Here is a 22,510-nt window from a genome sequence, read left to right on the forward strand (position 1 = left end):
GTAGGATGAAGGCGTTGCACGCGTTCTGTCGGTGGGGTCGCCTACGGTCGCCGGAGACGGGGCCGTCCGGCCGCGCCGTCCGAGCGATGCCGCCGAACGCGAAGGTGACCATCACCATGGCGAACACCACGATCCAGTCAGACCGCGACTTCCAGCAGCTCGCCGACCCGTACCGGCGGGAGCTGCTCGCGCACTGCTACCGGATGCTGGGGTCCATCCACGACGCCGAGGACCTCGTCCAGGAGACCTACCTGCGGGCCTGGCGGTCCTACGGCGACTTCGAGGGCCGGTCGTCGCTGCGGACGTGGCTGTACCGGATCGCCACCAACGTGTGCCTCACCGCGATCGACCAGCGCGGCAAGCGGCCCATGCCGTCGGGCCTCGGCGCGCCGAGCGAGGAGCCGGAGCGGCCCGTGGTCGCCTCGCCCGAGGTGCCGTGGCTGGAGCCCGCGCCCGACACGGTCCTCGGCGCGGACGCCGCCGACCCCGCCACGATCGTCGCGGCCCGCGAGAGCACCCGGCTGGCGTTCGTCGCGGCGCTGCAGCACCTGCCCGCCAAGCAGCGGGTCGTGCTGATCCTGCGGGACGTGCTGAAGTGGCGGGCGGCCGAGGTCGCCGAGCTGCTCGGCACCTCCACGGCGGCGGTCAACAGCGCACTGCAGCGGGCGCGATCCCAGCTGGAGCAGGACGCGCCGATGCGCGACGAGCTGGTCGAGCCGACCGACCCCGCCCAGCGCGACCTGCTGGAGCGGTACGCCAAGGCGTTCGAGGACGCCGACATCGCCGGGCTCATCGAGCTGTTCAAGAAGGACGTCGTCTGGGAGATGCCGCCGTTCCCCGAGTGGTTCGTCGGCGCCGAGAACGTGGTCCGGCTCATCGCCGCCCAGTGCGCGCCCGGCCCCGGCGACCTGCGGATGGTGCCGGCCGCCGCGAACGGGCAGCCCGCGTTCGGCCTCTACAAGCGCGCCGACGACGGCGTCCACCGCGCCTACCAGCTGCAGGTGCTGAGCGTCACCGAGCACGGCGTCGCGCACGCCTCGGTGTTCTTCGACACGAGCCTGTTCCCGCTGTTCGGGCTGGCCGAGCGCCTCTGAGCGGCCGCCCCCGTTTCCATTGGGCGGAAACCCCGTTCCGGCGCACCCGGCGCGGGCTGCCAGGGTGGGTGCACGGTGTCCGCGACGTGGGAAGGGGAGGTCTATGGACCGCGCAGGGACCGGCGGAGGCGGGGAGGGGCGCACGACCCACCCGCCCTACCTGTACCCGGGCTACAAGAGCACCGTGCTCCGCGCCCCGGCACAGGAACTGATCATGCCGAAGCTCGGCCCGGACAGCGTCGAGCTGACCTCGCCGGTCTTCGGCCACCAGGAGCTCGGCCGGCTGGACGAGGACCTCACCGTCCAGCACGCCGGCGAGCCGCAGGGCCAGCGGATCGTCGTGACCGGCCGGGTGCTGGACGGCGCCGGGCGACCGGTGCGCAACGCGCTCGTGGAGATCTGGCAGGCGAACGCCGCCGGCCGCTACAACCACCTCGGCGACATCCACCCGGCGCCGCTCGACCCGAACTTCACCGGCGCCGGGCGCTGCCTCACCGACGGCGACGGCCGCTACCGGTTCGTCACGATCAAGCCGGGCGCCTACCCCTGGGGCAACCACCACAACGCCTGGCGGCCCGCGCACATCCACTTCTCGGTGTTCGGGACGGCGTTCACCCAGCGGCTCGTCACCCAGATGTACTTCCCCGGCGACCCGCTGTTCGCCTACGACCCGATCTTCCAGTCGATCCCGGACGAGCGGGACCGGGAGAAGCTGGTCTCCCGGTTCGACCTGGACACCACCACGCCCGAATGGGCGCTCGGCTACCAGTGGGACATCGTCCTCGGCGACACCCCGATGGAGGTCTGATGAGCACACCGCCCCTCACCACTCCGTCCCAGACCGTCGGGCCGTTCTTCGGCTACGCACTGCCGTACGCGGGCGGCCCGGAGGTCGTGCCGCCGTGGCGGCCGGACGCGATCACGGTGCGCGGCCGGGTGCTCGACGGCGCCGGCGAGCCGGTGCCGGACGCGCTGCTGGAGATCTGGCAGCCGGACGCCGACGGCGCGGTGCCGCGCGGCCCCGGCGGGCTGGTCCGGGCCGGGCACGGGTTCTCCGGCTTCGGCCGCTGCGGCACCGACGCCGCCGGCGGCTACTGGTTCAGCACCCTCAAGCCCGGCGCGGCCGGCGGCGGCGCCCCCTACATCGCCGTGCTCGTGTTCGCCCGCGGCCTGCTGAAGCCCGTCTTCACCCGGCTGTACTTCCCCGAGGACGAGGCCGCCCGCGCCACCGACCCGCTGCTCGCGCAGGTCCCGGCGGAGCGGCGCGGCACGCTGGTCGCCGCGCGCGAGGGCGAGCGGGAGTACCGCTTCGACGTCCGGCTGCAAGGGGAAGGGGAGACGGTCTTCCTTGCCTTCTGACGAGCACGGGCCCTCCGGTGACCACGGGTACGAGCGGGGCGCGGGCGCGGCGCCGGACGCGGGGCTGCTGTCCCCCGTCCGGGCCGGGACGGCGGCGGAGGCCGCGACGAGCGACCTCGCCTACCTGACCGCGATGCTGGACGCCGAGGCGGCGCTGGCCCGCGCGCAGGCCCGCCTCGGCATCGTCCCCGCGGCGGCCGCCGAGGCGATCGCCGCGGCCGCCGACCCGGGCCGCTTCGACCTCGTCGCGATCGCCCGCCGGGCGCGCGGCTCCGGCAACCCCGTGGTGCCGCTGGTCGCCGACCTGCGCGCCCTCGCCGGGCCCGCCGGCGAGCACGTGCACAAGGGCGCCACCAGCCAGGACATCGCCGACACCGGCGCGATGCTCGTCGCGGCCCGGGCCCGGCGCGTCCTCCTCGCCGACCTCGACCGGGCGCTGGACGCCCTGGCCGGGCTCGCGGCGCGGTACCGCGACACCCCGATGGCGGCCCGCACCCTCGGCCGGCAGGCGCTGCCGACCACGTTCGGCGCCAAGGCCGCGAACTGGCTGCTGGGCTGCCTGGAGGCCCGCGAGGGGCTGGCCGCCGTGCCGCTGCCCGTGCAGCTCGGCGGCCCCGCCGGGACGCTCGACGCCTTCGGCGACCGGGCCTTCGACCTGGTCGCCGCCTACGCCGCGGAGACCGGGCTCGCGTGCCCGGCGCTGCCGTGGCACACCCGCCGGGCGCCGGTCGCCGGGCTCGCGGCGGCGCTGGCGGTCGCCGCGGGCGCCCTCGGCAAGATCGCCACCGACGTGTGGCTGCTGTCGCAGAGCGAGGTCGGCGAGGCCGCCGAGGCGGCGGGCGCCGGGCGGGGCGGCTCGTCCTCGATGCCGCACAAGCGCAACCCCGCCCTGTCGGCCCTGGTCCGCTCGGCCGCGCTGCAGGTGCCGGCGCAGGCGCAGGTCGTCCTCGCCGCGCAGGCCGCGCCGCACGAGCGGCCGGCGGGGGAGTGGCACGCCGAGTGGCAGCCGCTGCGCGAGTGCCTGCGCCTGACCGGCGGCGCCGCCGAGACCGCCGCCGAACTGCTGGACGGCCTGGAGGTGTCCCCCGAGCGGATGCGCGCCGGCCTGGACGACCTGATCGGCGTGCTCGGCCGCGACCCCGGCACCGGGAACGCCGCCGCGCTCGTCGGCCGGGCCCTCGACGCCTACCGGAGGAGCCGCCCGTGACCGTCCCCCAGTACCGCCTGGACGGCCCGGAGGACGCGCCGCTCGTCGTCCTCGGCCCGTCCCTCGGCACCACCACGGACCTGTGGCTCCCGCAGCTGCCGGCGCTCACCCGCGCCTGGCGGGTGCTGCGCTACGACCTGCCCGGCCACGGCGGCGCCCCGGTCCCGGACGGCCCGTTCACCGTCGACGACCTGGTCGGCGGGGTCCTGGCCCTCCTGGACGCGCTCGGCGCCGAGCGGGCCGCCTACGCCGGGGTGTCGCTGGGCGGCGCGGTCGGCACCGCGCTCGCGCTGCGCGCCCCCGACCGCGTCGCGAGCCTGGTCCTGTGCTGCACGTCCCCGCGCTTCGGCGAGCCGGGGCCGTGGCGGGAGCGGGCCGCGCTCGTCCGCCGCGACGGGGTCGGCCCCGTGGCCGACTCGGCGGCCGGCCGCTGGTTCACCCCCGGCTTCACCGGCGCGGAGCCCTACGTGGCGATGCTCCGCGCGACCGACCCCGAGGGCTACGCCGCCTGCTGCGACGCCCTCGCCGGGTTCGACGCCACGGCGCGGCTCGGCGCGGTCTCCGCGCCGACCCTGGTGATCGCGGGCGCGCAGGACGGCCCCACCCCGCCCGCCGGCCACGCCGACCGGCTGGCCGCGGGCATCCCCGGCGCCCGGCTCGCCGTCGTGGAGGGCGCCGGCCACCTGGCGAACGTCGAACGCCCGGCCGCGGTCACCGAGGAGATCACCGCGCACCTGGAGCGCACATGGAAGGGAAACGAAGGATGAGCGCGGAGCGGATGACCGACGAGGACCGGCACGCGCAGGGCATGCGGACGCGCCGCGAGGTGCTCGGGGACGCGCACGTCGACCGCGCCGAGGCCCGCAAGAACGCCTTCACCGCCGACTTCCAGGACATGATCACCCGCTATGCCTGGGGGGAGATCTGGAGCCGCCCCGGCCTGGACCGCAAGACCCGCAGCTGCATCACGCTCACCGCCATGGTCGCCGGCGGCCATCTGGACGAGCTGGCCATGCACGTCCGCGCCGCCGTCCGCAACGGGCTGACGCCCGAGGAGATCAAAGAGGTGCTCCTGCAGACGGCGATCTATTGTGGGGTACCGGCGGCGAACTCGGCCTTCGCCGTCGCCCAGCGGGTCCTCGACGAAGGGGAGTGACGGGCGGGTTCCGGGCGGCCGGCCCGGGGAGCGGGCCGCGCGGGAGGTGGCAGGTGGCGGGGGACGGCGCGGAGCGCGCGCGGCCGGTGAGCGTGGCCGGCAAGGTGATGGCGATCCTGAACGCCTTCGCCCAGGGCGGCGTCCGGCTCAACCTGAGCGAGATCTGCCGCCGCTCCGGGCTGCCGCTCGCGACCGGGCACCGGCTCGTGGGGGAGCTGGTCGGCGGCGGGTTCCTGGAGCGGGTCCCGGACGGGACGTACCGCATCGGCACCCGGCTGTGGCGCATCGGCAGCCAGGCCCCGGCCGTCACGGGGCTGCGCGAGCTGGCGCTGCCGCACATGGAGGACCTGTACGAGGCCACCCACGACAACGTGCAGCTCGGCGTGCTCCGCGACGACCGCGTGCTGATCGTCGAGCGGCTGCGCGGCACCCGCTCGGTGCCGGTGGTCACGCAGGTCGGCGCGATGCTGCCGCTGCACACCACGGGCGTGGGCAAGGTGCTGCTGGCCTACGCGCCGGCGGAGGTCCGGGAGAAGGTCCTCGCCGGGGAGCTGGCCCGGCACGCGGCGCGGTCCATCACCGCCGCCGACGACCTGCGGCGCGCCCTGGAGCAGGTCCGCCGCTCCGGCTACGCGCTCACCCGGGACGAGATGACGCTCGGCGCCTCGTCGGTCGGCGCGCCGGTGCGAGACGCGGCGGGCGGGGTGGTGGCGGCGCTGTCGCTGGTGTCGGCCACGCGCAGCGCCGACCTGCGGCGGCTGCTGCCGCCGCTGACGACGGCGGCGCGGGCCCTGTCCCGGGATGTGGCCGCGCACTGGGGCGGCGATCCCGACCTGTTTTCCGTTGAGCGGAAGACCGGAGCCTGAACCAGCGGCGATGCACGCCAGCATCGCCGGGTAACCGACGACGAGGAGGCTCGATGCGTACCCAGGTCGCGATCATCGGCGGCGGCCCCGCCGGACTGCTGCTGTCGCACCTGCTCCATCTGCGGGGGATCGAGTCCGTGGTGCTGGAGAGCCGGGACCGCGACTACGTGGAGCACCGGCAGCGCGCCGGGATGCTGGAGCAGGGCACGACGGACGTGCTGCGCGAGACCGGCGTCGGCGACCGGCTCCACCGGGAGGGGCTCGTCCACCACGGGCTGGAGCTGCGGTTCGGCGGCGCCGGGCACCGCGTCCCGCTGACCGACCTGACCGGCCGGACGGTCACCGTCTACGCGCAGACCGAGATCGTCAAGGACCTGGTGGCCCGGCGGCTGGCGGACGGCGGCGACGTGCGGTTCGAGACCGAGGTCGTGGGCCTGGACGCGTCCGCGCCGAGCGTGACGTTCCGCAGCGGCGGCGAGACGCACACCCTGGACTGCGACTACATCGCGGGCTGCGACGGGTTCCACGGCGTCAGCCGCCCCGCGGTGCCGGGCCTGCGGACGTTCTCGCGCGAGTACCCGTTCGCCTGGCTCGGCATCCTCGCCGACGTCCCGCCGTCCACCGAGGAGCTGATCTACGCCAACCACGACCGCGGCTTCGCGCTGCACAGCCTGCGCTCGCCGCAGGTCAGCCGGCTGTACCTGCAGGTGAGCCCGGACGAGGACCTCGCCGCCTGGTCCGACGCCCGGATCTGGGACGAGCTGGCGACGCGGTTCGCCACCGACGACGGCTGGAAGCTGCACGAGGGCCCGATCACCGACAAGTCGGTCACGCCGATGCGCAGCTTCGTGGCCGAGCCGCTGCGCCACGACCGGCTGTTCCTCGCCGGCGACGCCGGGCACATCGTCCCGCCGACCGGCGCGAAGGGCCTCAACCTCGCCGTCTCGGACGTGATCGTGCTGGCGCGGGCCCTGACCGAGCGGTACGCCTCGGGGTCGGAGACGCTGCTGGACGGCTACTCCGACACGTGCCTGCGGCGGGTCTGGCGGGCCGAGCACTTCTCCTACTGGATGACGACGCTGCTGCACGTCGACCCGGCGGCGACCGACTTCGAGCGGCGGCTCCAGCGCTCCCACCTGGACTATGTGGCGTCGTCGGAGGCGGCCAAGACGTCCCTGGCGGAGAACTACACCGGCCTCCCCATCTTCTAGGGGCGGGCCGCCCCCCTTCGACGGAGCCGTCCGGCGCCCTGGCGCGCAGTGAGATGCACATCACGCGAATTGGCAGTGCCTGAAATTTTGCCGCCTGGGCAAGTTCGGTTTAGCGTGGACGGGTCGCGGACGAGCCGTCCGCGTTTCGCGACCGTCTGGGGGATGCCTTGGCCACGCTGCTGTACCGGCTGGGCCGGTTCTCGTTCCGCCGGCGCGGCCTCGTGGTGCTGATCTGGGCGGCGCTCCTCGTCCTCGCCGGCGTGGGCGCCGCCGCGCTGAAGGGACCGACGTCCAACGACTTCTCGATCCCCGGCACCGAGTCGCAGCAGGCGATCGACCTGCTCGAGAGGAAGATGCCGCAGGCGTCCGCGGACGGGGCCACCGCCCGGGTCGTCTTCGCCGCGCCCGCCGGGTCGACGGTCACCGAGCCGTCCGGCAAGGCCGCCGTCGAGCAGGTCGTCGGCCGGCTGAAGACCGCCCCGCAGGTCGCCTCCGTGGTCGACCCGTACCAGGCCGGGGCCGTGTCGAAGGACGGCCGGATCGCCTACGCGCAGGTCACCTACAAGGTGTCGCCGATCGAGGTGACCGACGGGGCGCGGGACGCGCTCGCCGCGGCCGCCGGCCCCGGCCGCGCCGCCGGGCTCCAGGTCGAGATGGGCGGCACCGCCACCGAGGGCATGCCCGCGCAGAGCGCCGCCGAGGTGATCGGCGTCGCGGTCGCCGCGGTCGTGCTGGTCATCACGTTCGGGTCGCTGGTCGCCGCCGGGCTGCCGCTGCTGAACGCGCTCCTCGGCGTCGGCATCGCGATGGCGGCGATCACCGCGGCCACCGGGCTGTTCGAGATGAGCTCCATGACCTCGACGCTCGCGCTGATGCTCGGCCTCGCGGTCGCCATCGACTACGCCCTGTTCATCGTCTCCCGCTACCGGCACGAACTGGAGGAGGGGCGGTCCGGGGAGGAGGCCGCCGGCCGGGCCGTCGGCACCGCCGGATCCGCGGTCGTGTTCGCCGGCCTGACCGTCGTCATCGCCCTCGCCGGGCTCGCCGTCGTCGGCATCCCGCTGCTCACCGAGATGGGCCTCGCCGCCGCGTTCGCCGTGGTCGTCGCCGTCCTCATCGCGCTCAGCCTGCTGCCCGCGCTGCTCGGGCTCGCCGGCCGCCGGGTGCTCGGCGGCCGGCTCCCCGGCCTGCGCGGCGGCCGCCACGCCCACCGCTCCGGGCGGGGCCGCGCCCCCGCCGGTGAGCGGTGGGCCCGGTTCGTCGTCCGCCGCCCGCTGCCGGTGCTGCTCGCCGCCGTCGCCGGCCTCGGCGTCATCGCCGCGCCCGCCCTGGACCTGCGGCTCGGGCTGCCCGGCGACGAGGTCTCCGCGCCCGACACCACCCAGCGCAAGGCCTACGACCTGATCGCCGACGGTTTCGGCCCCGGCTCCAACGGCCCGCTGATGGTCGTCGTGCAGGAGGACGCGGGCCGGGCGCAGGCCGCCGCGCAGCGGTTCGCCGGGGAGGTCGGCCGCATGGCGGACGTCGCCGCGGTGACCCCGCCGGTCGCGAACGCGGCCGGGGACACCGCCGTCCTCAGCGTGGTCCCCAAGAGCGGGCCCAGCACCGCGCGGACCGAGGAGCTCGTCGCCGACATCCGCGACGGCGGCGAGGCCGCCGGCGTCCGGGCCATGGTGACCGGGCAGACCGCGATGGCGATCGACGTGTCCGCCAAGCTCGGCCAGGCGCTCGCGCCCTACCTCGCCGTCGTCGTCGGGCTCGCGTTCATCCTGCTGCTCCTGGTGTTCCGGTCGCTGCTCGTGCCGCTGAAGGCGACGCTCGGGTTCCTGCTCACCGTCGCCGCCACCTTCGGCGCGGTCGTCGCCGTGTTCCAGTGGGGCTGGCTCGCCGGCCTGCTCGGCGTCGCCGAGACCGGCCCCATCATGAGCATGATGCCGATCTTCCTGATCGGGGTGGTGTTCGGCCTCGCCATGGACTACCAGGTCTTCCTCGTCACCCGGATGCGCGAGGAGCACGTGCACGGCGCCGCGCCCACCGAGGCCGTCGTCACCGGGTTCCGGCACGGCGCCCGCGTCGTCGGCGCCGCCGCCGTCATCATGATCGCGGTGTTCGCCGGGTTCGTCGCCTCCTCCGAGTCGATGATCAAGATGATGGGGTTCGCGCTCGCGGCCGGCGTCGCCTTCGACGCCTTCGTGGTCCGCATGACGCTCGTCCCCGCGGTGATGGCGCTGTCCGGCCGCGCCGCCTGGTGGCTGCCCCGGTGGCTCGCGCGTGCCCTGCCCAACGTGGACGTCGAAGGTGAGAGGCTTCGGCATCTGCTCGACGAGCCCGGCGAGCGCCCCCGCGAGCGGGAACCCGCGGCCTCGCGGAGCTGAGCCGGCCCGTCCCCCCACAGAAGGACAGCGATGTGAGCCTCCTCGACCGACCCGCCCGGCCGGCGGGCGCCCTGGCGCGGCTGCGCCGGCCGGGACGCCGGAACGCGCCCGCCGCGGGACGGCCCGGCCGGGAGCGCCCCGGCGGCCGGCCCCACGCCGTCCGCGAGCTGGTTCTGATCGTGGTGCTGTTCACGGTCTACAAGCTCGGCCGGCTGCTGGCGAGCGGGCGGGTCGGGGAGGCGTTCGCCAACGCCCGCGACGTGTGGCACCTGGAGCGCCTGCTGCGCCTGCCCAGTGAGACCGGCGTCCAGGACGGCCTGCTGAACAGCCAGCTCCTCGTGCACGCGGCCAACTGCTACTACGCCTACGTGCACTTCCCGGCGGCGATCGCCTTCCTGCTCTGGATCTACCTGCGGCGGCCCGTGCACTACCGGTGGGTCCGCCGGGTCATGGTCGCGCTGACCGGCGTCGCGCTCGTCCTGCACCTGCTCGTCCCGCTGGCCCCGCCGCGGATGCTGCCCGCCACCGGGCTCATCGACACCGCGGCGCGGTTCGGCCCGGCCGTGTACGGGCCGCCGCAGACCGACACCGTCGCCAACCAGTACGCGGCCATGCCGTCCCTGCACATCGGGTGGGCCGCCGTCATCGCGCTCGGCCTCATCGTCACGTCCCGGACGCGCTGGCGCTGGCTGTGGCTGCTGCACCCCGCCGTGACGGTCGCGGTCGTGGTCGGCACCGCCAACCACTACTGGCTGGACGGCATCGTGGTGCTCGCCCTGCTGGCGGTCAGCGTCCTGGTCCTGCGCCCGCCCGCCGCCGGACGGGCCGCGGCGCCCGGCTAGCCCGCCGGCTCCGCCGCCCGCCCCGGATCCCCCTCCGGCTCCGCGTCCAGCGTCTCCAGCAGCTCGGTCACCGGCTGCAGCTTCTCGTACAGCAGCAGCACGGGCTCGCCCGGCTCGGCGAGGTCCAGCGCGGACGCCAGCGCCCCCTTCAGGTCGCCCGCCGGATGGTGCAGGACGTCCGGGCGCGCCTCCCGCAGCCCCTGCACGATCAGCCGGGTCATCTCGCCGGAGCGGCGGCCCCGCAGGTCCTCGTCCTCGTAGACGACGACGCGGCCGAACGACGCCGCGAGGGCCCGCGCCGTCTCGCCGACGAGCTCGTCGGACCGGTCGCCCGGCAGCGTGACCGCGGCGACGCCCCCGGCGCCCCAGCGCCGCTCCACGAACGCGCCCATCGCGGCGACCGCCGCCGGGTTGTGCGCGTAGTCGACCAGCACCGGGTTCTCCCCGACCAGGTACACGCAGCCCCGGCCGGGGTTGCGGGTGTGCGGGTCGAACGAGCGCAGGGCGCGCGCCACCACGTCCACCGCGACGCCGAGGGCGCGGGCGGCGGCCGCCGCGGCCAGCGCGTTCGCCAGCACGTGCGCGGCGTGCCCGCCGAACGCGCCCGCCACCTCCGCGGCCGGCAGGATCCGGGTCCGGCGGTCGCCGCGCGCCTCGGTCAGCCAGCCGTCCGCCAGGTAGTAGCCGAGGCCGCCGCCGCGCAGGTGCGCGGTGAGGACGGGCGCGTCCGGCGACAGCGCGAAGAACCGCAGCACCGGGTCGCGGCGCCGCACCGAGGGCCGCTCCGCCAGGCTCGCCGACGGCTCGTCCTCGGCGTTCAGCACCACGTGCCCGCCGCGCCGGACCTCCTCGGCGACCAGCGCCTTGATGTCGAGCAGGTCGGCCACGGACTCGGTGTCGTCCACGCCGAGGTGGTCGCGGGTCACGTTGGTGACGACCGCGACGTCGGCGCGGTCGTAGCCGAGGCCGCGCCTGACGATGCCGCCGCGCGCGGTCTCCAGCACCGCCGCCTCCACCGACCGGTCGCCGAGCACCATCTCCGCCGAGCGGGGCCCGGACGCGTCCGACAGGTGGACCGGCCGCCCGCCCACGTGCACGCCCTCGGTGCTGGTCATGCCGGTCCGCCGGCCGTCCAGCTCCAGCATGTGCGCGATCATCCGGACGGTCGTCGTCTTGCCGTTGGTGCCGGTCACCGACACGATCGGAATCCGCGACGGCGTGCCCGCCGGGTACATCAGGTCGATGACGTCGCCGGCGACGTCCCGCCCCGCCCCCTCGTGCGGCGCCAGGTGCATGCGCAGCCCCGGCGCGGCGTTGACCTCCAGGATCCCGGCGGCGCCGCGCTCGGCGGGCACCGGGGAGGCGATGTCGGGCAGTCGCAGGTCGATGCCGCACACGTCCATGCCGACGGCCGCGGCGGCCCGCACGCACATCGCGGCGACGTCCGCGTGGACCTCGGCGGTCACGTCGCGGCTGGTGCCGCCGGTGGACAGGTTCGCGTTGCGGCGCAGCCACACCCGCTCCCCGTCGCCGGGCACCGAGTCCGGGCCGTGGCCCTGCCGCGCCAGCAGCGCCAGCTCCGTCGGGCCGAGCGCCAGCCGCGTCAGCGGCCGGTCGTGGCCCTCGCCGCGGGCCGGGTCGGCGTTGACCCGCTCCACCAGCGCCGCGATCGCGCTCTCCCCGTCGCCGGTCAGATGGGCGGCGGTCAGCTCGGCCGCCGCCACCACCCGGCCGCCGACCACCAGGACCCGGTAGTCCTTGCCCGGGATGTAGGACTCGACGAGCACCTCGCCGGCCTCCCCGGCGGCGGACGCGAACGCGGCCACCACCTCCGGCGGCTCGGTCAACTCGATGTGGACGTTCTCGCCCTGGTGCCCGGCGAGCGGCTTGACGACCACCGGCCCGCCGATGTCGCGCAGCGCCGCCAGGGCCTCCGCCGGCGACGCCGCGACCCGCCCCTCCGGGACGGGCACGCCCGCGTCGGCGAGGACGCGGTGCGCGAGCCGCTTGTCGCCCGCGACCTCCATCCCGATCGCGGAGGTCGCGTCCGTCATCGCCGCCCACACCGTCCGCCGGTACCGCCCGTACCCGAGCCGCAGCAGGTTGAGGCCGCCGACGCGGCGGACCGGCACGCCCCGCTCGCGCGCCGCCCGGGCCAGCGCCGCCGTGCTCACCCCGAGGCGCTCGGCCTCGTGCGCGGCGGCGACCTCGGCGAGGTCGCCGGACAGGTCCGGCACCTGCCCCTCCAGCGCACCCGTCACCGCCCGCACGGCCAGCATGATCAGCCGTTCCACCACGGTGCTGGAGGCGGGCTCGTCCCGCGGGCACTCCAGGATCACCTCGTACTCGCCCGGCCCGCCCGCGAGGACGGTGCGGCCGAAGAACACCTCGCGGCCGATGAGCCCGGACAGCTCCAGGGTGACGTGCTCGGTCACATGGCCGAAATAGGTGCCGCGCGCCATCGCGGCCAGCAGCCCGCCGGGGCGGCCCGCCGAGCAGTGGTGCCCGGCGAGGCCCGGCAGCGCCGCGACGAGCCGCTCGGCGAAGCCGGGATGGTCGGTCGTCTCATGGCCGGTCAGGCTCTGCAGGTCCAGCCGCGCGATCGCGACCGGGCGGGACAGGTAGGTGTTCGGGCCGCTCAGGCGGCGCACATGATCGAGCCGCACGGCTCAGTCCTCCTCGTCCGGGCCGCGCATGTTGCCGATCGCGGGCAGCTTGTCGTTCATCTGGAACGTGCAGCCGGCGGGCAGCAGGTGCAGCGACACGTCGAACATCGCCATCGGCTCGTCGTCGGAGGCGGCGTAGGCGATGGTGGACTGCCCGGCGTCCACGACCGTCACCACCCCGGTCCCGACCACCTCGAACTGGCCGTCGCCAACGACGATCGCCGTGTCCTCGTCGATGCCGACGCCGAGCAGCCGGGTGTCGAGCGCTATGCCGCTCATCAGCCTCGGCAGCCGCCCGCGCTCGTTGAAATGCATGTCGATCAGCACGTGGTCGAGCAGCGCGAGGCCCGGCCCGACCTTCACACTGGACGCGGCGACCTCGTGGCCGTGCCCGCCCAAGATCATCCAATGCCCCATCGCGGTCGCGCCCGCGCTCGTCCCGGCGATGACCAGGCCCTCCTGGTCGAGCCGCCGCTTCAGCAGCTCGTTGGTCCGGGACCCCACCAGGGTCCGGATCCGCGACTGGTCGCCGCCGCTGAACAGCACGCCCGTCGCGTTGTCGAGCGCCCGCAGCGTCGCCGCGTCGTCGGCCGCGGCGCGGCCGAGCAGCCGCAGCTCCCGGACCGACGACACGCCGAGCCGCCCGAACACCGCCGTGTACTCCTCCGCGACCTCCTCGGGCACCTCCGTCGCCGTCGTCACGACCACGATCCGCGCGTCCTCGGCCCCGGACAGCTCGACGAACGTCTCCAGCGGCCCGGCCCCGCAGGTCCGGTTCTCCGCCCCACCGATGATCAGCAGCCGGCCCTTGCGTCCGGCACCCCCATGTTTGACCTTCACACTGAGCTGACTACCCTTTGATCACGTGTGGTAGTCGCGCGATCGCGAGGAGTCCGGGCCGGGCCCGCCGGCGCCGCTGTGCCATGCTGTGCGGATGAGCGGCAGCCCCGTTCCCTCCGGCGCGCCCGCCCGGCCCGCGGCCGGGCCGTCCGCCGCGCTCGCCGCCGCGTCCGCGCACTACCTGCGGGGCGAGCCGATCGACATGTCGGCGCTGGCGGCGGAGCTGGGCGTCGGGCGCGCGACCCTGTACCGGTGGGTCGGCGGCCGCGAGCAGCTCCTCGGCGCGGTCCTCGCGGAGATGACCGAGCGCACCTACCGCGTCGCGGCGCGCGGTGTCGGCGGCGCGGGCGCGCCGCGGATCCTCGCCCTCCTGGAGCGCTTCATGCGCGCGGTCGTGGACGCGGCGCCGCTGAAGGCGTTCACCGAGCGCGAGCCGCGGCTGTTCATCCGGCTGGCCACCATGCCCGGCACCATCGAGGACCGCGCGGCCGAGCTGCTGGCGTGCGAGCTGCAGGCGGAGATCGACCGCGGCGCGCTGCGGGTCCCGCTGCCCACCCGCACGCTCGCGCAGGCGATCGTCCGGGTCGCCGACTCGTTCATGTACGCCCACTACCTGGGCGGGAACCAGCCGGAGATCGAGCGGGCCCTGGAGGTCGTCGAGCTGCTGCTGCGCCCCTGCGCGCCCGGGGACGGCGACCGCGTGCCCGGGGCCGGTGGCCGGGAATCTCCGGGCCCCGCCGAACGCTGAACAATGGACGGCGATTGACCACTTTGTGGCCTTCGTTCGCCATGAGAGGCTAAGGCATTGGACGCATCGTCGAAAAAGGACGGCCGGGCCGTGAGTGACATCCCCCGCCGCGCGGTGACGCGCACCGCCAAGCTGGCGACCCTCCCGCTGGGCTTCGCCGGGCGCACCGCCCTCGGGTTCGGCAAGCGGACCTTCGGCCGCCCCGCCGAGGCCGTCGCGCTGGAGGTCCAGCGCCGCACCGCCGAGCAGCTGTTCGCCGTGCTCGGCGAGCTGAAGGGCGGCGCGATGAAGGTCGGCCAGCTGCTGTCGATCTTCGAGGCGGGGCTGCCCGAGGAGATCGCCGGCCCGTTCCGCGCCAGCCTCACCCGCCTCCAGGAGGCGGCGCCGCCGATGCCCGCCGCCACCACGCACCAGGTCCTCGCCGAGGGCCTCGGCGAGGACTGGCGCGACCTGTTCGCCGAGTTCGACGACCGCCCGGCCGCCGCCGCGTCCATCGGGCAGGTCCACAAGGCCGTCTGGCACGACGGCCGCACGGTCGCGGTCAAGGTGCAGTACCCGGGCGCCGCGCAGGCCCTGATGAGCGACTTCAACCAGATCTCCCGCCTCAGCCGGCTCTTCACCCCGCTGTTCCCCGGCGTCGAGGTCAAGCCGGTCGTCGCCGACCTGAAGCGCCGCCTGGAGAAGGAGCTCGACTACGCCGACGAGGCCCGCGCCCAGACCGCCTTCCACGACGCCTACGCCGGCGACCCCGACTTCGCCGTCCCCGCCGTCGTCGCGCAGGCCGGGAACGTGCTGGTCACCGAGTGGCTGGACGGCACCCCGCTCGCCAAGGTCATCGCCGAGGGCGACCAGGACCGCCGCGACCGCGCCGGCCTGCTGCTGTTCCGCTTCCTGCTGTCCGGCCCGGCCCGCTGCGAGATGATCCACATCGACCCGCACCCGGGCAACTTCCGGCTGCTGGACGACGGCCGCCTCGGCGTGCTGGACTTCGGCGGCGCCGCCCGCGTCCCCGCCGAGCTGCAGTGGTCGATCGGCCGGCTGCTGCGCATCGGCACCCTCGGCGACCCCGACGAGATCGTCGACGCCCTGTGCGACGAGGGCTTCCTCGTCCCCGACGCGGAGGTCGACCCGGAGGAGATCGCCGACCTCGTCGCCCCGCACGCCGCGCCGTTCGCCGTGGAGCGCTTCCGCTACTCCCGCGAGTGGCTGCGCGAGCAGACCGCCCGGGGCCTCGGGCTCGCCTCCGACATGCGGCCGGGCGCGCTCGCCCGCGCGTTCCGGCTGCCGCCGCAGTACCTGGCCGTCAGCCGCGCCCTGTCGGGCTGCGGCGGCGTCCTGTGCCAGCTGGAGGCCGAGGGCGCCTTCCGCGCCGAGGCCGAGCACTGGCTGCCGGGCTTCGCCGACGACGACGGCCCCGAGGACCTCGACGGCCTCGACGACCAGGCCCCGGCCACCGCCTGACGCGCGGCCGGGCCGGCCGGCGGGTCAGCCGAGGGCCGCGGCCTCCTCCTGCTCGACCTGGCGGTTCCAGTCGCGCTTGCTCGACTGCCAGCCGTCCTCGTCGCGGCCGCGGCGCCAGTAGCCGGAGATGGACAGCGCGTCGAGGGGCAGCCCCCGCTCGACCCGCAGGTGGCGGCGCAGGGCCTTGACGAAGCCGGCCTCGCCGTGCACGAAGGCGTGCACCTCGCCGTCCGGGAAGTCGAGCTTCTGGACGGCCTCGACCAGCAGCGCGCCGACCTCGCCGGCGCCGCGGTGCAGCCAGACGATCTCGGTGTCCGCCGAGCCGCGCAGGGGCTGCTCCTCCTCCGGGCCCGCGACCTCGACGAAGGCGCGGGCGGGGGCGCCGGCCGGGAGGCGTTCGAGGGCCGCGGCGATCGCGGGCAGCGCGCTCTCGTCGCCGGCGAGCAGGTGCCAGTCGGCGGCCGGGCGGGGCGCGTAGGCGCCGCCGGGGCCGTTGAACATGATCTCGTCGCCGGGACGGGCGGCCGCCGCCCACGGGCCGGCGAGGCCCTTGTCGCCGTGGTGGACGAAGTCGATCGTCAGCTCGCGCGCCCGCTCGTCCCACGCGCGGACGGTGTAGGTGCGGGTCGCGGGCCACTGGTCGCGCGGCAGCTCGGCGCGCACCCGCTCCATGTCGAACGGCTCGGGGTAGGCGACGCCCGGACGCGGGAACAGCAGCTTCACGTAGTGGTCGGTGAACTCGCCGGCGGCGAACTCCGCGAGCCCGGCGCCGCCGAGGACCACCCGGATCATGTGCGGGGTGAGGCGCTCGGTGCGCACCACCGTCCCCCGGTGGAGCGTGCGTCCCCTGCGTGCCGGTTCGCGTGCCGGTTCCGTCGCCATGCGTCCTCCGATGATCCGCGGTACTTAGGTAACCCTAACCCGTGCCGCCGTCCTCTTTGTTCCAGACGCTCGAACCCGGGCGCGGCGCCGGGTTACCGTCGCCTGGGCGGCCCCGGCGACGCGGACGGTGATGGCATTGGCGCTCAGCAGGCAGACCATGACGGACGAGCAGCGCAAGTCGGTGGCGCTGGAGTACCTCAAGGGGTTCGACAACGGCGGCGTCACCTCCGACGGCGCGCCGCTGCTCGACCTGTTCGCGGGCGACGCGCAGGTGTACTTCCCGAAGTGGGGCCTCGCCACCGGCAAGGACGAGATCGGCCGGCTGTTCGGCGACGTGGGCGCGACGATCAAGGCGATCCGGCACCACTACGCGTCGTTCAACTGGGTCTTCTCCGGCGGCGACACGCTGGTGTGCGAGGGCACCAGCCACGGGGAGCACCGGGACGGGCCGTGGCGGGCGGGCGTCCCGGAGTGGGGCGCCGGCCGGTGGTGCGACGTGTTCGAGATCCGCGACTGGCTGATCCAGCGCGTGTTCATCTACCTGGACCCCGACTACGCCGGCGCCGACACCGCCCGGTACCCCTGGCTCGCGGACGGCTGACCGCGGAAGGACCGCCGCGACCTGGGCGGGCGGGCCCTCCGGGCGGGTCCATCTGCGGTACGTTCGGGGGACCTCGCGCACCCCCTCAGCCACCCGTGCCGCCGGAGGACCGGATGCCCCTGCTCGCCCAGTTGCTCGCCGCCGTCGCCGACGGCTCGGTGGAGATCGTCGACCTGACCGCCCCGCTGTCGGAGCGGACGCCGATCCTCCAGCTGCCCGAGCCGTTCGCCAACACCGTGCCGTTCCGGCTCAAGGAGATCAGCCGCTACGACGACCGCGGCCCCGCCTGGTACTGGAACGACATCGAGACCGGCGAGCACGTCGGCACGCACTTCGACGCGCCCGTGCACTGGGCCACCGGGCGCGACGGCGAGGACGTCGCGCAGGTCCCGCCCGCGCGGCTGGTCGCCCCGGCCGTCGTGCTGGACGTGTCCGAGCGCGCGGCCGCCGACCCCGACTTCCTGCTGGAGATCGAGCACGTCCGCGAGTGGGAGCAGGCGAACGGCCCGCTCCCCGACGGCGGCTGGCTGCTGTACCGGACCGGCTGGGACGCGCGGTCCGGCGACCAGGGCGCCTTCCTCAACGCCGACGAGAACGGCCCGCACACGCCGGGGATCTCCGCCGAGTGCGCCCGGTGGCTCGCCGAGGAGACCCCCGTCATCGGCCTCGGCACCGAGACCGTCGGCACCGACGCGGGCGCCGCCCACGGGTTCGACCCGCCGTTCCCGTGCCACTCCTACTTCCTCGGCGCGGGCAAGTACGGCCTCACCCAGCTGCAGAACCTCGCCCGGCTGCCGGCCCGCGGGGCCGTGCTCGTCGCCGCGCCGCTGCCGATCGAGGGCGGCTCCGGCAGCCCCGCCCGCGTCCTCGCGCTGATCGAGCGATGATCGTCGCGGCGGCCGTGGGGGAGGCCCTCGCGCGGCTCGGCGCCCGCACCGTCTTCGGCGTCGCCGGCAGCGGCAACTTCCACGTCACCAACGCGATGGCCGCGCACGGCGCCCGGTACGTCGCCGCCCGGCACGAGGGCGGCGCGGTGACGATGGCGGACGCGTACGCGCGGGTGAGCGGCGGCCTCGGCGTGGTCAGCGTCCACCAGGGGCCCGGCCTCACCAACGCGGTCACCGGCATGGCCGAGGCCGCCAAGAGCCGCACGCCGCTGCTGGTCGTCGCGGGCGAGGTGGCCGCCGCCGCGGTCCGCTCCAACTTCCGGGTCGACCAGGCGGCGATCGCCGCGGCCGTCGGGGCGGTGCCCGAGCGGGTCCACTCGCCGCGGACCGCGCTCGAGGACGTGGCGCGCGCCTGCCGGACGGCGGTCGCCGAGCGCCGCACCGTGCTGCTCGGCCTGCCGCTGGACGTGCAGGGCGCCGAACTCCCGGACGAGGCGGGGGGCCGGTCCGGCGCGCTGCCCGCCGGGTACCGGCCGCGGCCCGCCCAGGTGCCGCCGCTGCCGGTGCCGCCGCCGGCGGCGGTCGCCCGGCTCGCCGACGCGCTGCGCGCGGCGCGCCGGCCCGTGTTCATCGCGGGGCGCGGCGCCCGGCTGGCCGGCGCCCGCGAGCCGCTCGCCGAGCTGGCCGCCCGCTGCGGCGCGCTGCCCGCGACGTCGGCCGTCGCGCGCGGCCTGTTCGCCGGCGACCCGTTCGCGCTGGACGTCAGCGGCGGGTTCGCCACCCCGGCCGCCGCGGAGCTGATCCGCGGCGCCGACCTGGTCGTCGGCTGGGGCTGCTCGCTCACCATGTGGACGACGCGGCACGGCGCGCTCATCGCCCCGGACGCGACGGTCGTGCAGGTCGACGTCGACGCCCGCGCGCTCGGTGCGCACCGCCCGGTCGACCTCGGGCTGATCGGCGACGCCGCCGAGACGGCGCGGGCCGTGCTCGCCGAGCTGGCGGCGGGCGGCCACCGCGCCACCGGCTACCGCACACCCGAGGTGCGGGAGCGGCTCGCCCGCGAGGGCCGCTGGCAGGACGTCCCGTACGAGGAGGACCCGGACGGCGAGGACGACGGCCGGCCCCGCATCGACCCCCGGACGCTGACGATCGCGCTCGACGCGATGCTGCCCCGCGAGCGGACCGTCGCCGTCGACTCGGGCAACTTCATGGGCTACCCGGCGATGTTCCTGGACGTCCCCGACGCCGACGGGCTGGTGTTCACCCAGGCGTTCCAGTCGGTCGGGCTCGGCCTCGCCACGGCGGTCGGCGCCGCCGTGGCCCGCCCCGACCGGCTCACCGTCGCCGCCCTCGGCGACGGCGGCGCGCTGATGTCGGTCGCGGAGCTGGAGACCGCCGTCCGGCTCGGCCTGGACCTGCTCGTGGTCGTCTACGACGACGAGGCGTACGGCGCGGAGGTGCACCACTTCGGTCCCGGCGGGCACCCGCTGGACACCGTCACGTTCCCGCCGGCGGACATCGCCGCCATCGGCCGCGGCTTCGGCTGCGCGGCGGCGACCGTCCGGTGCCGCGACGACCTGGCCGCCGTGGCGGACTGGCTGGCCGGCCCGCGGGACCGGCCGATGGTCGTGGACGCCAAGGTCACCCGCGACCGCCCCTCCTGGTGGCTGGCGGAGGCATTTCGCGGTCACTGACCGTGTAGGGACGCTCACGCTGGGAAGCATTCCGCCATCACGATCATAAGCGTGGTGCGCGGAACGGCGCGGCGCGCCGGCATCGCCATGGGGGGAGCCGCCGGCCCGTCCGGCCGGGCGCGCCCGCGTCCGTGGTGGTCGTGCCCTACGCCACAGGTCCTGGAGGAGAGATGTCGCGATGGCCGATTCCCGAGCTCGCCCGGGAGATGATCGCGGAGTTCGCGGGCACGATGATCCTGATCCTGTTCGGCGTCGGCGTCGTCGCGCAGGTCGTCGCGGGGAGCGGGCTCGGGGCCCCGCAGAGCCTCGGCGGGCATGACGCCATCACCTGGGCGTGGGGCTTCGGGGTGACGCTGGGCGTCTACGTGTGCGCGCGGATCAGCGGGGGCCACATCAACCCGGCGGTGACCGTCGCCTTCGCGGCCTTCTGGGGCTTCCCATGGCGCAAGGTGCTGCCGTACTGCTTCGCGCAGGTGCTCGGCGCCTTCGTCGCCGCGCTGATCGTCCGGTGGAACTACACCGAGATCCTGCACGCGTTCGACCCCGGGCTGACGGCCAAGACGCAGTTCGTGTTCTCCACGATGCCGGGCAACGGGTCCCTGCCGATCCACACCTGGGGCGCCTTCCGCGACCAGATCATCGGCACGGCGATCCTGCTCTTCCTCGTCCTCGCGCTCGTCGACCCGCGCAACTCGCCGCCGCTGGCGAACATGGCGCCGCTCATCATCGGGTTCGTCGTGGTCGCGATCGGGATGGCGTTCGGGTCCGCCGCCGGGTACGCGATCAACCCCGCCCGCGACCTCGGTCCGCGACTCGCGCAGTACATCACCGGATACGGGAGCGCGTGGCGGGACCAGTACGGAGACTTCTACTTCTGGGTGCCCATCGCGGCGCCGCTGATCGGCGGACTCCTCGGCGCCGCGCTCTACGTCCTGCTCATCGGGCGCAACATCCCGCCCGAGCAGGAGGTGACCGAGACGCTCGAGCCGCGCCTGAACGAGGACGAATCCTGACGGGGACCCGCCCCGCCGGCAGAAAGGGCAGAGTACATGGCCGACTTCGTCGGAGCGCTCGACCAGGGCACGACGAGCACCCGCTTCATGATCTTCGATCACGGCGGGAACGAGATCGCCCGCCACCAGCTGGAGCACGAGCAGATCCTGCCGCGGGCGGGCTGGGTGGAGCACAACCCGACCGAGATCTGGGAGCGGACCCGCGCCGTCGTCCAGACCACGCTGAACAAGGCGAACCTGGGCCACACCGACCTGGCCGCGTTCGGCATCACCAACCAGCGCGAGACGACCGTGGTGTGGAACCGGCGCACCGGCCGCCCGTACTACAACGCGATCGTCTGGCAGGACACCCGCACCGACCGCATCGCGTCGGCGCTGGAGCGCGACGGGCGGGGGCAGACGATCCGGCACCGCGCCGGGCTGCCGCCGGCGACGTACTTCTCCGGCGGCAAGATCCAGTGGATCCTGGAGAACGTCGACGGGGTGCGGGAGGCGGCCGAGGCGGGCGACGCGGTCTTCGGCAACATCGACACGTGGGTGCTGTGGAACCTGACCGGCGGGGTGAACGGCGGCGTGCATGTCACCGACCCGACCAACGCCAGCCGCACCATGCTGATGGACCTGGAGACCCTCGACTGGGACGACGAGCTGCTGTCGTTCTTCGGCATCCCCCGCTCGATGCTGCCGGAGATCAAGCCGTCGTCCGCTCCGGAGCCGTACGGGATGAGCCGTGCGGACGGCCCGCTCGGCGGCGAGGTCCCGCTGACCGGCATCCTCGGCGACCAGCAGGCCGCGACGGTAGGGCAGGTGTGCTTCGCGGTCGGCGAGGCCAAGAACACCTACGGCACCGGCAACTTCCTGCTGCTCAACACCGGTGAGGAGCTCGTCCGGTCCAAGGCGGGGATGCTCACGACCGTCTGCTACAAGTTCGGCGACCAGCCGACCGTGTACGCGCTTGAGGGGTCGATCGCGGTGACGGGGTCGGCCGTGCAGTGGCTGCGCGACCAGCTCGGCATCATCTCCGGGGCCGCGCAGAGCGAGTCGCTGGCCCGGCAGGTCGACGACAACGGCGGTGTCTACTTCGTCCCCGCCTTTTCGGGCCTGTTCGCCCCTTACTGGCGCTCCGATGCGCGCGGCGCCATCGTCGGCCTGTCGCGCTTCAACACCAACGCCCACCTGGCCCGCGCCACCCTGGAATCGATCTGCTACCAGTCCCGGGACGTGGTGGAGGCGATGCGCCAGGATTCGGGGGTCACCCTGGACGTCCTGAAGGTGGACGGCGGCGTCACCGCCAACGAGCTGTGCATGCAACTGCAGGCCGACATCCTCGGCGTCCCGGTCTCGCGGCCCGTCGTCGCCGAGACCACCGCCCTCGGCGCCGCCTACGCCGCCGGCCTCGCCGTCGGCTTCTGGCACACCACCGACGAACTCCGCCAGAACTGGAACGAGGACAAGCGCTGGAACCCCACCTGGGACGAGGATCAGCGCGAGAGCGGCTACGCCGGCTGGAAGAAGGCCGTCGAGCGGACCTACGGCTGGGTGGACGTGGACTGAAAGACGCCCCCCGGGGTCCTTCTCAACGGGCCGCCGATGATCTAGCATCCGGTC

At 75.0% G+C, this 22,510-nt stretch carries 20 protein-coding genes; 17 read left to right on the forward strand and 3 right to left on the reverse strand.

The genetic code is table 11. The features are described 5' to 3' along the window. The first annotated feature begins 116 nt into the window (after positions 1-116). The 10 genes from ACGFI1_RS34490 (at position 117) to ACGFI1_RS34535 (ending at position 10,110) form a co-directional block, all read left to right on the forward strand. Positions 117-1,094, forward strand: a complete 978-nt coding sequence (locus tag ACGFI1_RS34490; RefSeq protein ID WP_138634041.1) for a sigma-70 family RNA polymerase sigma factor — start codon at positions 117-119, stop codon at positions 1,092-1,094. 103 nt (positions 1,095-1,197) lie between these two features. Then, positions 1,198-1,902: a protocatechuate 3,4-dioxygenase subunit beta gene (pcaH, locus tag ACGFI1_RS34495; RefSeq protein WP_386866121.1), complete on the forward strand. Its 705-nt coding sequence runs from the start codon at positions 1,198-1,200 to the stop codon at positions 1,900-1,902. Further along, positions 1,902-2,453 (forward strand): protocatechuate 3,4-dioxygenase subunit alpha, encoded by a 552-nt coding sequence (pcaG, locus tag ACGFI1_RS34500; RefSeq protein WP_392791442.1) that lies wholly within the window; start codon positions 1,902-1,904, stop codon positions 2,451-2,453. Before pcaH ends, pcaG begins: the two co-directional genes overlap by 1 nt. Beyond that, positions 2,443-3,660 carry a 3-carboxy-cis,cis-muconate cycloisomerase gene (pcaB, locus tag ACGFI1_RS34505; protein ID WP_392791445.1) on the forward strand — a complete coding sequence of 406 codons (1,218 nt, stop codon included), beginning with the start codon at positions 2,443-2,445 and terminating at the stop codon, positions 3,658-3,660. The genes pcaG and pcaB overlap by 11 nt, the downstream gene beginning before the upstream one ends. Beyond that, positions 3,657-4,427, forward strand: a complete 771-nt coding sequence (gene pcaD, locus ACGFI1_RS34510; RefSeq protein ID WP_392791447.1) for a 3-oxoadipate enol-lactonase — start codon at positions 3,657-3,659, stop codon at positions 4,425-4,427. Before pcaB ends, pcaD begins: the two co-directional genes overlap by 4 nt. Continuing rightward, a complete protein-coding gene (gene pcaC / locus ACGFI1_RS34515) occupies positions 4,424-4,816 on the forward strand; it encodes a 4-carboxymuconolactone decarboxylase (RefSeq protein ID WP_171068839.1) in 393 nt (130 codons plus the stop codon). Before pcaD ends, pcaC begins: the two co-directional genes overlap by 4 nt. 53 nt (positions 4,817-4,869) lie before the next feature. Further along, positions 4,870-5,682, forward strand: coding sequence for an IclR family transcriptional regulator (locus ACGFI1_RS34520; protein ID WP_364554185.1), 813 nt, complete (start codon positions 4,870-4,872; stop codon positions 5,680-5,682). Positions 5,683-5,735: 53 nt separating this feature from the next. Then, positions 5,736-6,893, forward strand: coding sequence for a 4-hydroxybenzoate 3-monooxygenase (locus ACGFI1_RS34525; RefSeq protein ID WP_392791452.1), 1,158 nt, complete (start codon positions 5,736-5,738; stop codon positions 6,891-6,893). Positions 6,894-7,060: 167 nt separating this feature from the next. Then, the gene (locus ACGFI1_RS34530) at positions 7,061-9,268 is read left to right on the forward strand and encodes an MMPL family transporter (RefSeq protein WP_392791455.1); all 2,208 of its coding nucleotides are present in this window, start codon (positions 7,061-7,063) and stop codon (positions 9,266-9,268) included. A 32-nt stretch (positions 9,269-9,300) separates the two neighbouring features. Further along, on the forward strand, positions 9,301-10,110 hold the full coding sequence (locus ACGFI1_RS34535; protein WP_392791457.1) for a phosphatase PAP2 family protein: 810 nt from the start codon (positions 9,301-9,303) through the stop codon (positions 10,108-10,110). Here ACGFI1_RS34535 and cphA read toward each other — a convergent pair. Both cphA and ACGFI1_RS34545 read right to left on the reverse strand, forming a co-directional pair. After that, positions 10,107-12,776 carry a cyanophycin synthetase gene (gene cphA / locus ACGFI1_RS34540; protein WP_392791460.1) on the reverse strand — a complete coding sequence of 890 codons (2,670 nt, stop codon included), beginning with the start codon at positions 12,774-12,776 and terminating at the stop codon, positions 10,107-10,109. The genes ACGFI1_RS34535 and cphA overlap by 4 nt on opposite strands. 3 nt (positions 12,777-12,779) lie before the next feature. Then, a complete protein-coding gene (locus ACGFI1_RS34545; protein ID WP_386866103.1) occupies positions 12,780-13,616 on the reverse strand; it encodes a cyanophycinase in 837 nt (278 codons plus the stop codon). A 94-nt stretch (positions 13,617-13,710) separates the two neighbouring features. Between ACGFI1_RS34545 and ACGFI1_RS34550 the strand changes: the two genes are divergently transcribed. Beyond that, entirely contained in the window at positions 13,711-14,364 is a 654-nt protein-coding gene (locus tag ACGFI1_RS34550; protein WP_392791463.1) for a QsdR family transcriptional regulator, read from the forward strand. A gap of 90 nt (positions 14,365-14,454) precedes the next feature. Further along, on the forward strand, positions 14,455-15,825 hold the full coding sequence (locus ACGFI1_RS34555; RefSeq protein ID WP_387067161.1) for an ABC1 kinase family protein: 1,371 nt from the start codon (positions 14,455-14,457) through the stop codon (positions 15,823-15,825). A 24-nt stretch (positions 15,826-15,849) separates the two neighbouring features. Here ACGFI1_RS34555 and ACGFI1_RS34560 read toward each other — a convergent pair whose 3' ends face one another. Next, positions 15,850-16,707 carry a siderophore-interacting protein gene (locus ACGFI1_RS34560; protein ID WP_392791465.1) on the reverse strand — a complete coding sequence of 286 codons (858 nt, stop codon included), beginning with the start codon at positions 16,705-16,707 and terminating at the stop codon, positions 15,850-15,852. 157 nt (positions 16,708-16,864) lie between these two features. On the opposite strand from ACGFI1_RS34560, the gene ACGFI1_RS34565 reads away from it, so the two are divergent. From ACGFI1_RS34565 to glpK, 5 genes are all read left to right on the forward strand, one after another. Further along, a complete protein-coding gene (locus ACGFI1_RS34565) occupies positions 16,865-17,308 on the forward strand; it encodes a nuclear transport factor 2 family protein (protein WP_386866096.1) in 444 nt (147 codons plus the stop codon). A gap of 113 nt (positions 17,309-17,421) precedes the next feature. Continuing rightward, the gene (locus ACGFI1_RS34570; protein WP_392738195.1) at positions 17,422-18,195 is read left to right on the forward strand and encodes a cyclase family protein; all 774 of its coding nucleotides are present in this window, start codon (positions 17,422-17,424) and stop codon (positions 18,193-18,195) included. Beyond that, positions 18,192-19,889 (forward strand): thiamine pyrophosphate-binding protein, encoded by a 1,698-nt coding sequence (locus ACGFI1_RS34575; protein ID WP_386866092.1) that lies wholly within the window; start codon positions 18,192-18,194, stop codon positions 19,887-19,889. Before ACGFI1_RS34570 ends, ACGFI1_RS34575 begins: the two co-directional genes overlap by 4 nt. 170 nt (positions 19,890-20,059) lie before the next feature. Continuing rightward, positions 20,060-20,902, forward strand: coding sequence for an MIP/aquaporin family protein (locus tag ACGFI1_RS34580; protein WP_386866090.1), 843 nt, complete (start codon positions 20,060-20,062; stop codon positions 20,900-20,902). Between the two features lie 36 nt (positions 20,903-20,938). Next, on the forward strand, positions 20,939-22,456 hold the full coding sequence (gene glpK, locus ACGFI1_RS34585) for a glycerol kinase GlpK (protein ID WP_387067156.1): 1,518 nt from the start codon (positions 20,939-20,941) through the stop codon (positions 22,454-22,456). The last annotated feature ends 54 nt before the right edge of the window (positions 22,457-22,510 follow it).

This window comes from Actinomadura geliboluensis (genome assembly GCF_043197915.1).
GTDB lineage: Bacteria > Actinomycetota > Actinomycetes > Streptosporangiales > Streptosporangiaceae > Spirillospora > Spirillospora geliboluensis.

What these genes read in the sequence shown, in the direction of transcription:
- ACGFI1_RS34490 (WP_138634041.1), top strand. Translation starts at nt 117, where the DNA reads ATGGCGAACACCACGATCCAGTCAGACCGCGACTTCCAGCAGCTCGCC.
- pcaH (WP_386866121.1), top strand. Translation starts at nt 1,198, where the DNA reads ATGGACCGCGCAGGGACCGGCGGAGGCGGGGAGGGGCGCACGACCCAC.
- pcaG (WP_392791442.1), top strand. Translation starts at nt 1,902, where the DNA reads ATGAGCACACCGCCCCTCACCACTCCGTCCCAGACCGTCGGGCCGTTC.
- pcaC (WP_171068839.1), top strand. Translation starts at nt 4,424, where the DNA reads ATGAGCGCGGAGCGGATGACCGACGAGGACCGGCACGCGCAGGGCATG.
- ACGFI1_RS34525 (WP_392791452.1), top strand. Translation starts at nt 5,736, where the DNA reads ATGCGTACCCAGGTCGCGATCATCGGCGGCGGCCCCGCCGGACTGCTG.
- ACGFI1_RS34550 (WP_392791463.1), top strand. Translation starts at nt 13,711, where the DNA reads ATGAGCGGCAGCCCCGTTCCCTCCGGCGCGCCCGCCCGGCCCGCGGCC.
- ACGFI1_RS34560 (WP_392791465.1), bottom strand. Translation starts at nt 16,707, where the DNA reads ATGGCGACGGAACCGGCACGCGAACCGGCACGCAGGGGACGCACGCTC.
- ACGFI1_RS34565 (WP_386866096.1), top strand. Translation starts at nt 16,865, where the DNA reads ATGACGGACGAGCAGCGCAAGTCGGTGGCGCTGGAGTACCTCAAGGGG.
- ACGFI1_RS34570 (WP_392738195.1), top strand. Translation starts at nt 17,422, where the DNA reads ATGCCCCTGCTCGCCCAGTTGCTCGCCGCCGTCGCCGACGGCTCGGTG.
- ACGFI1_RS34575 (WP_386866092.1), top strand. Translation starts at nt 18,192, where the DNA reads ATGATCGTCGCGGCGGCCGTGGGGGAGGCCCTCGCGCGGCTCGGCGCC.
- ACGFI1_RS34580 (WP_386866090.1), top strand. Translation starts at nt 20,060, where the DNA reads ATGTCGCGATGGCCGATTCCCGAGCTCGCCCGGGAGATGATCGCGGAG.
- glpK (WP_387067156.1), top strand. Translation starts at nt 20,939, where the DNA reads ATGGCCGACTTCGTCGGAGCGCTCGACCAGGGCACGACGAGCACCCGC.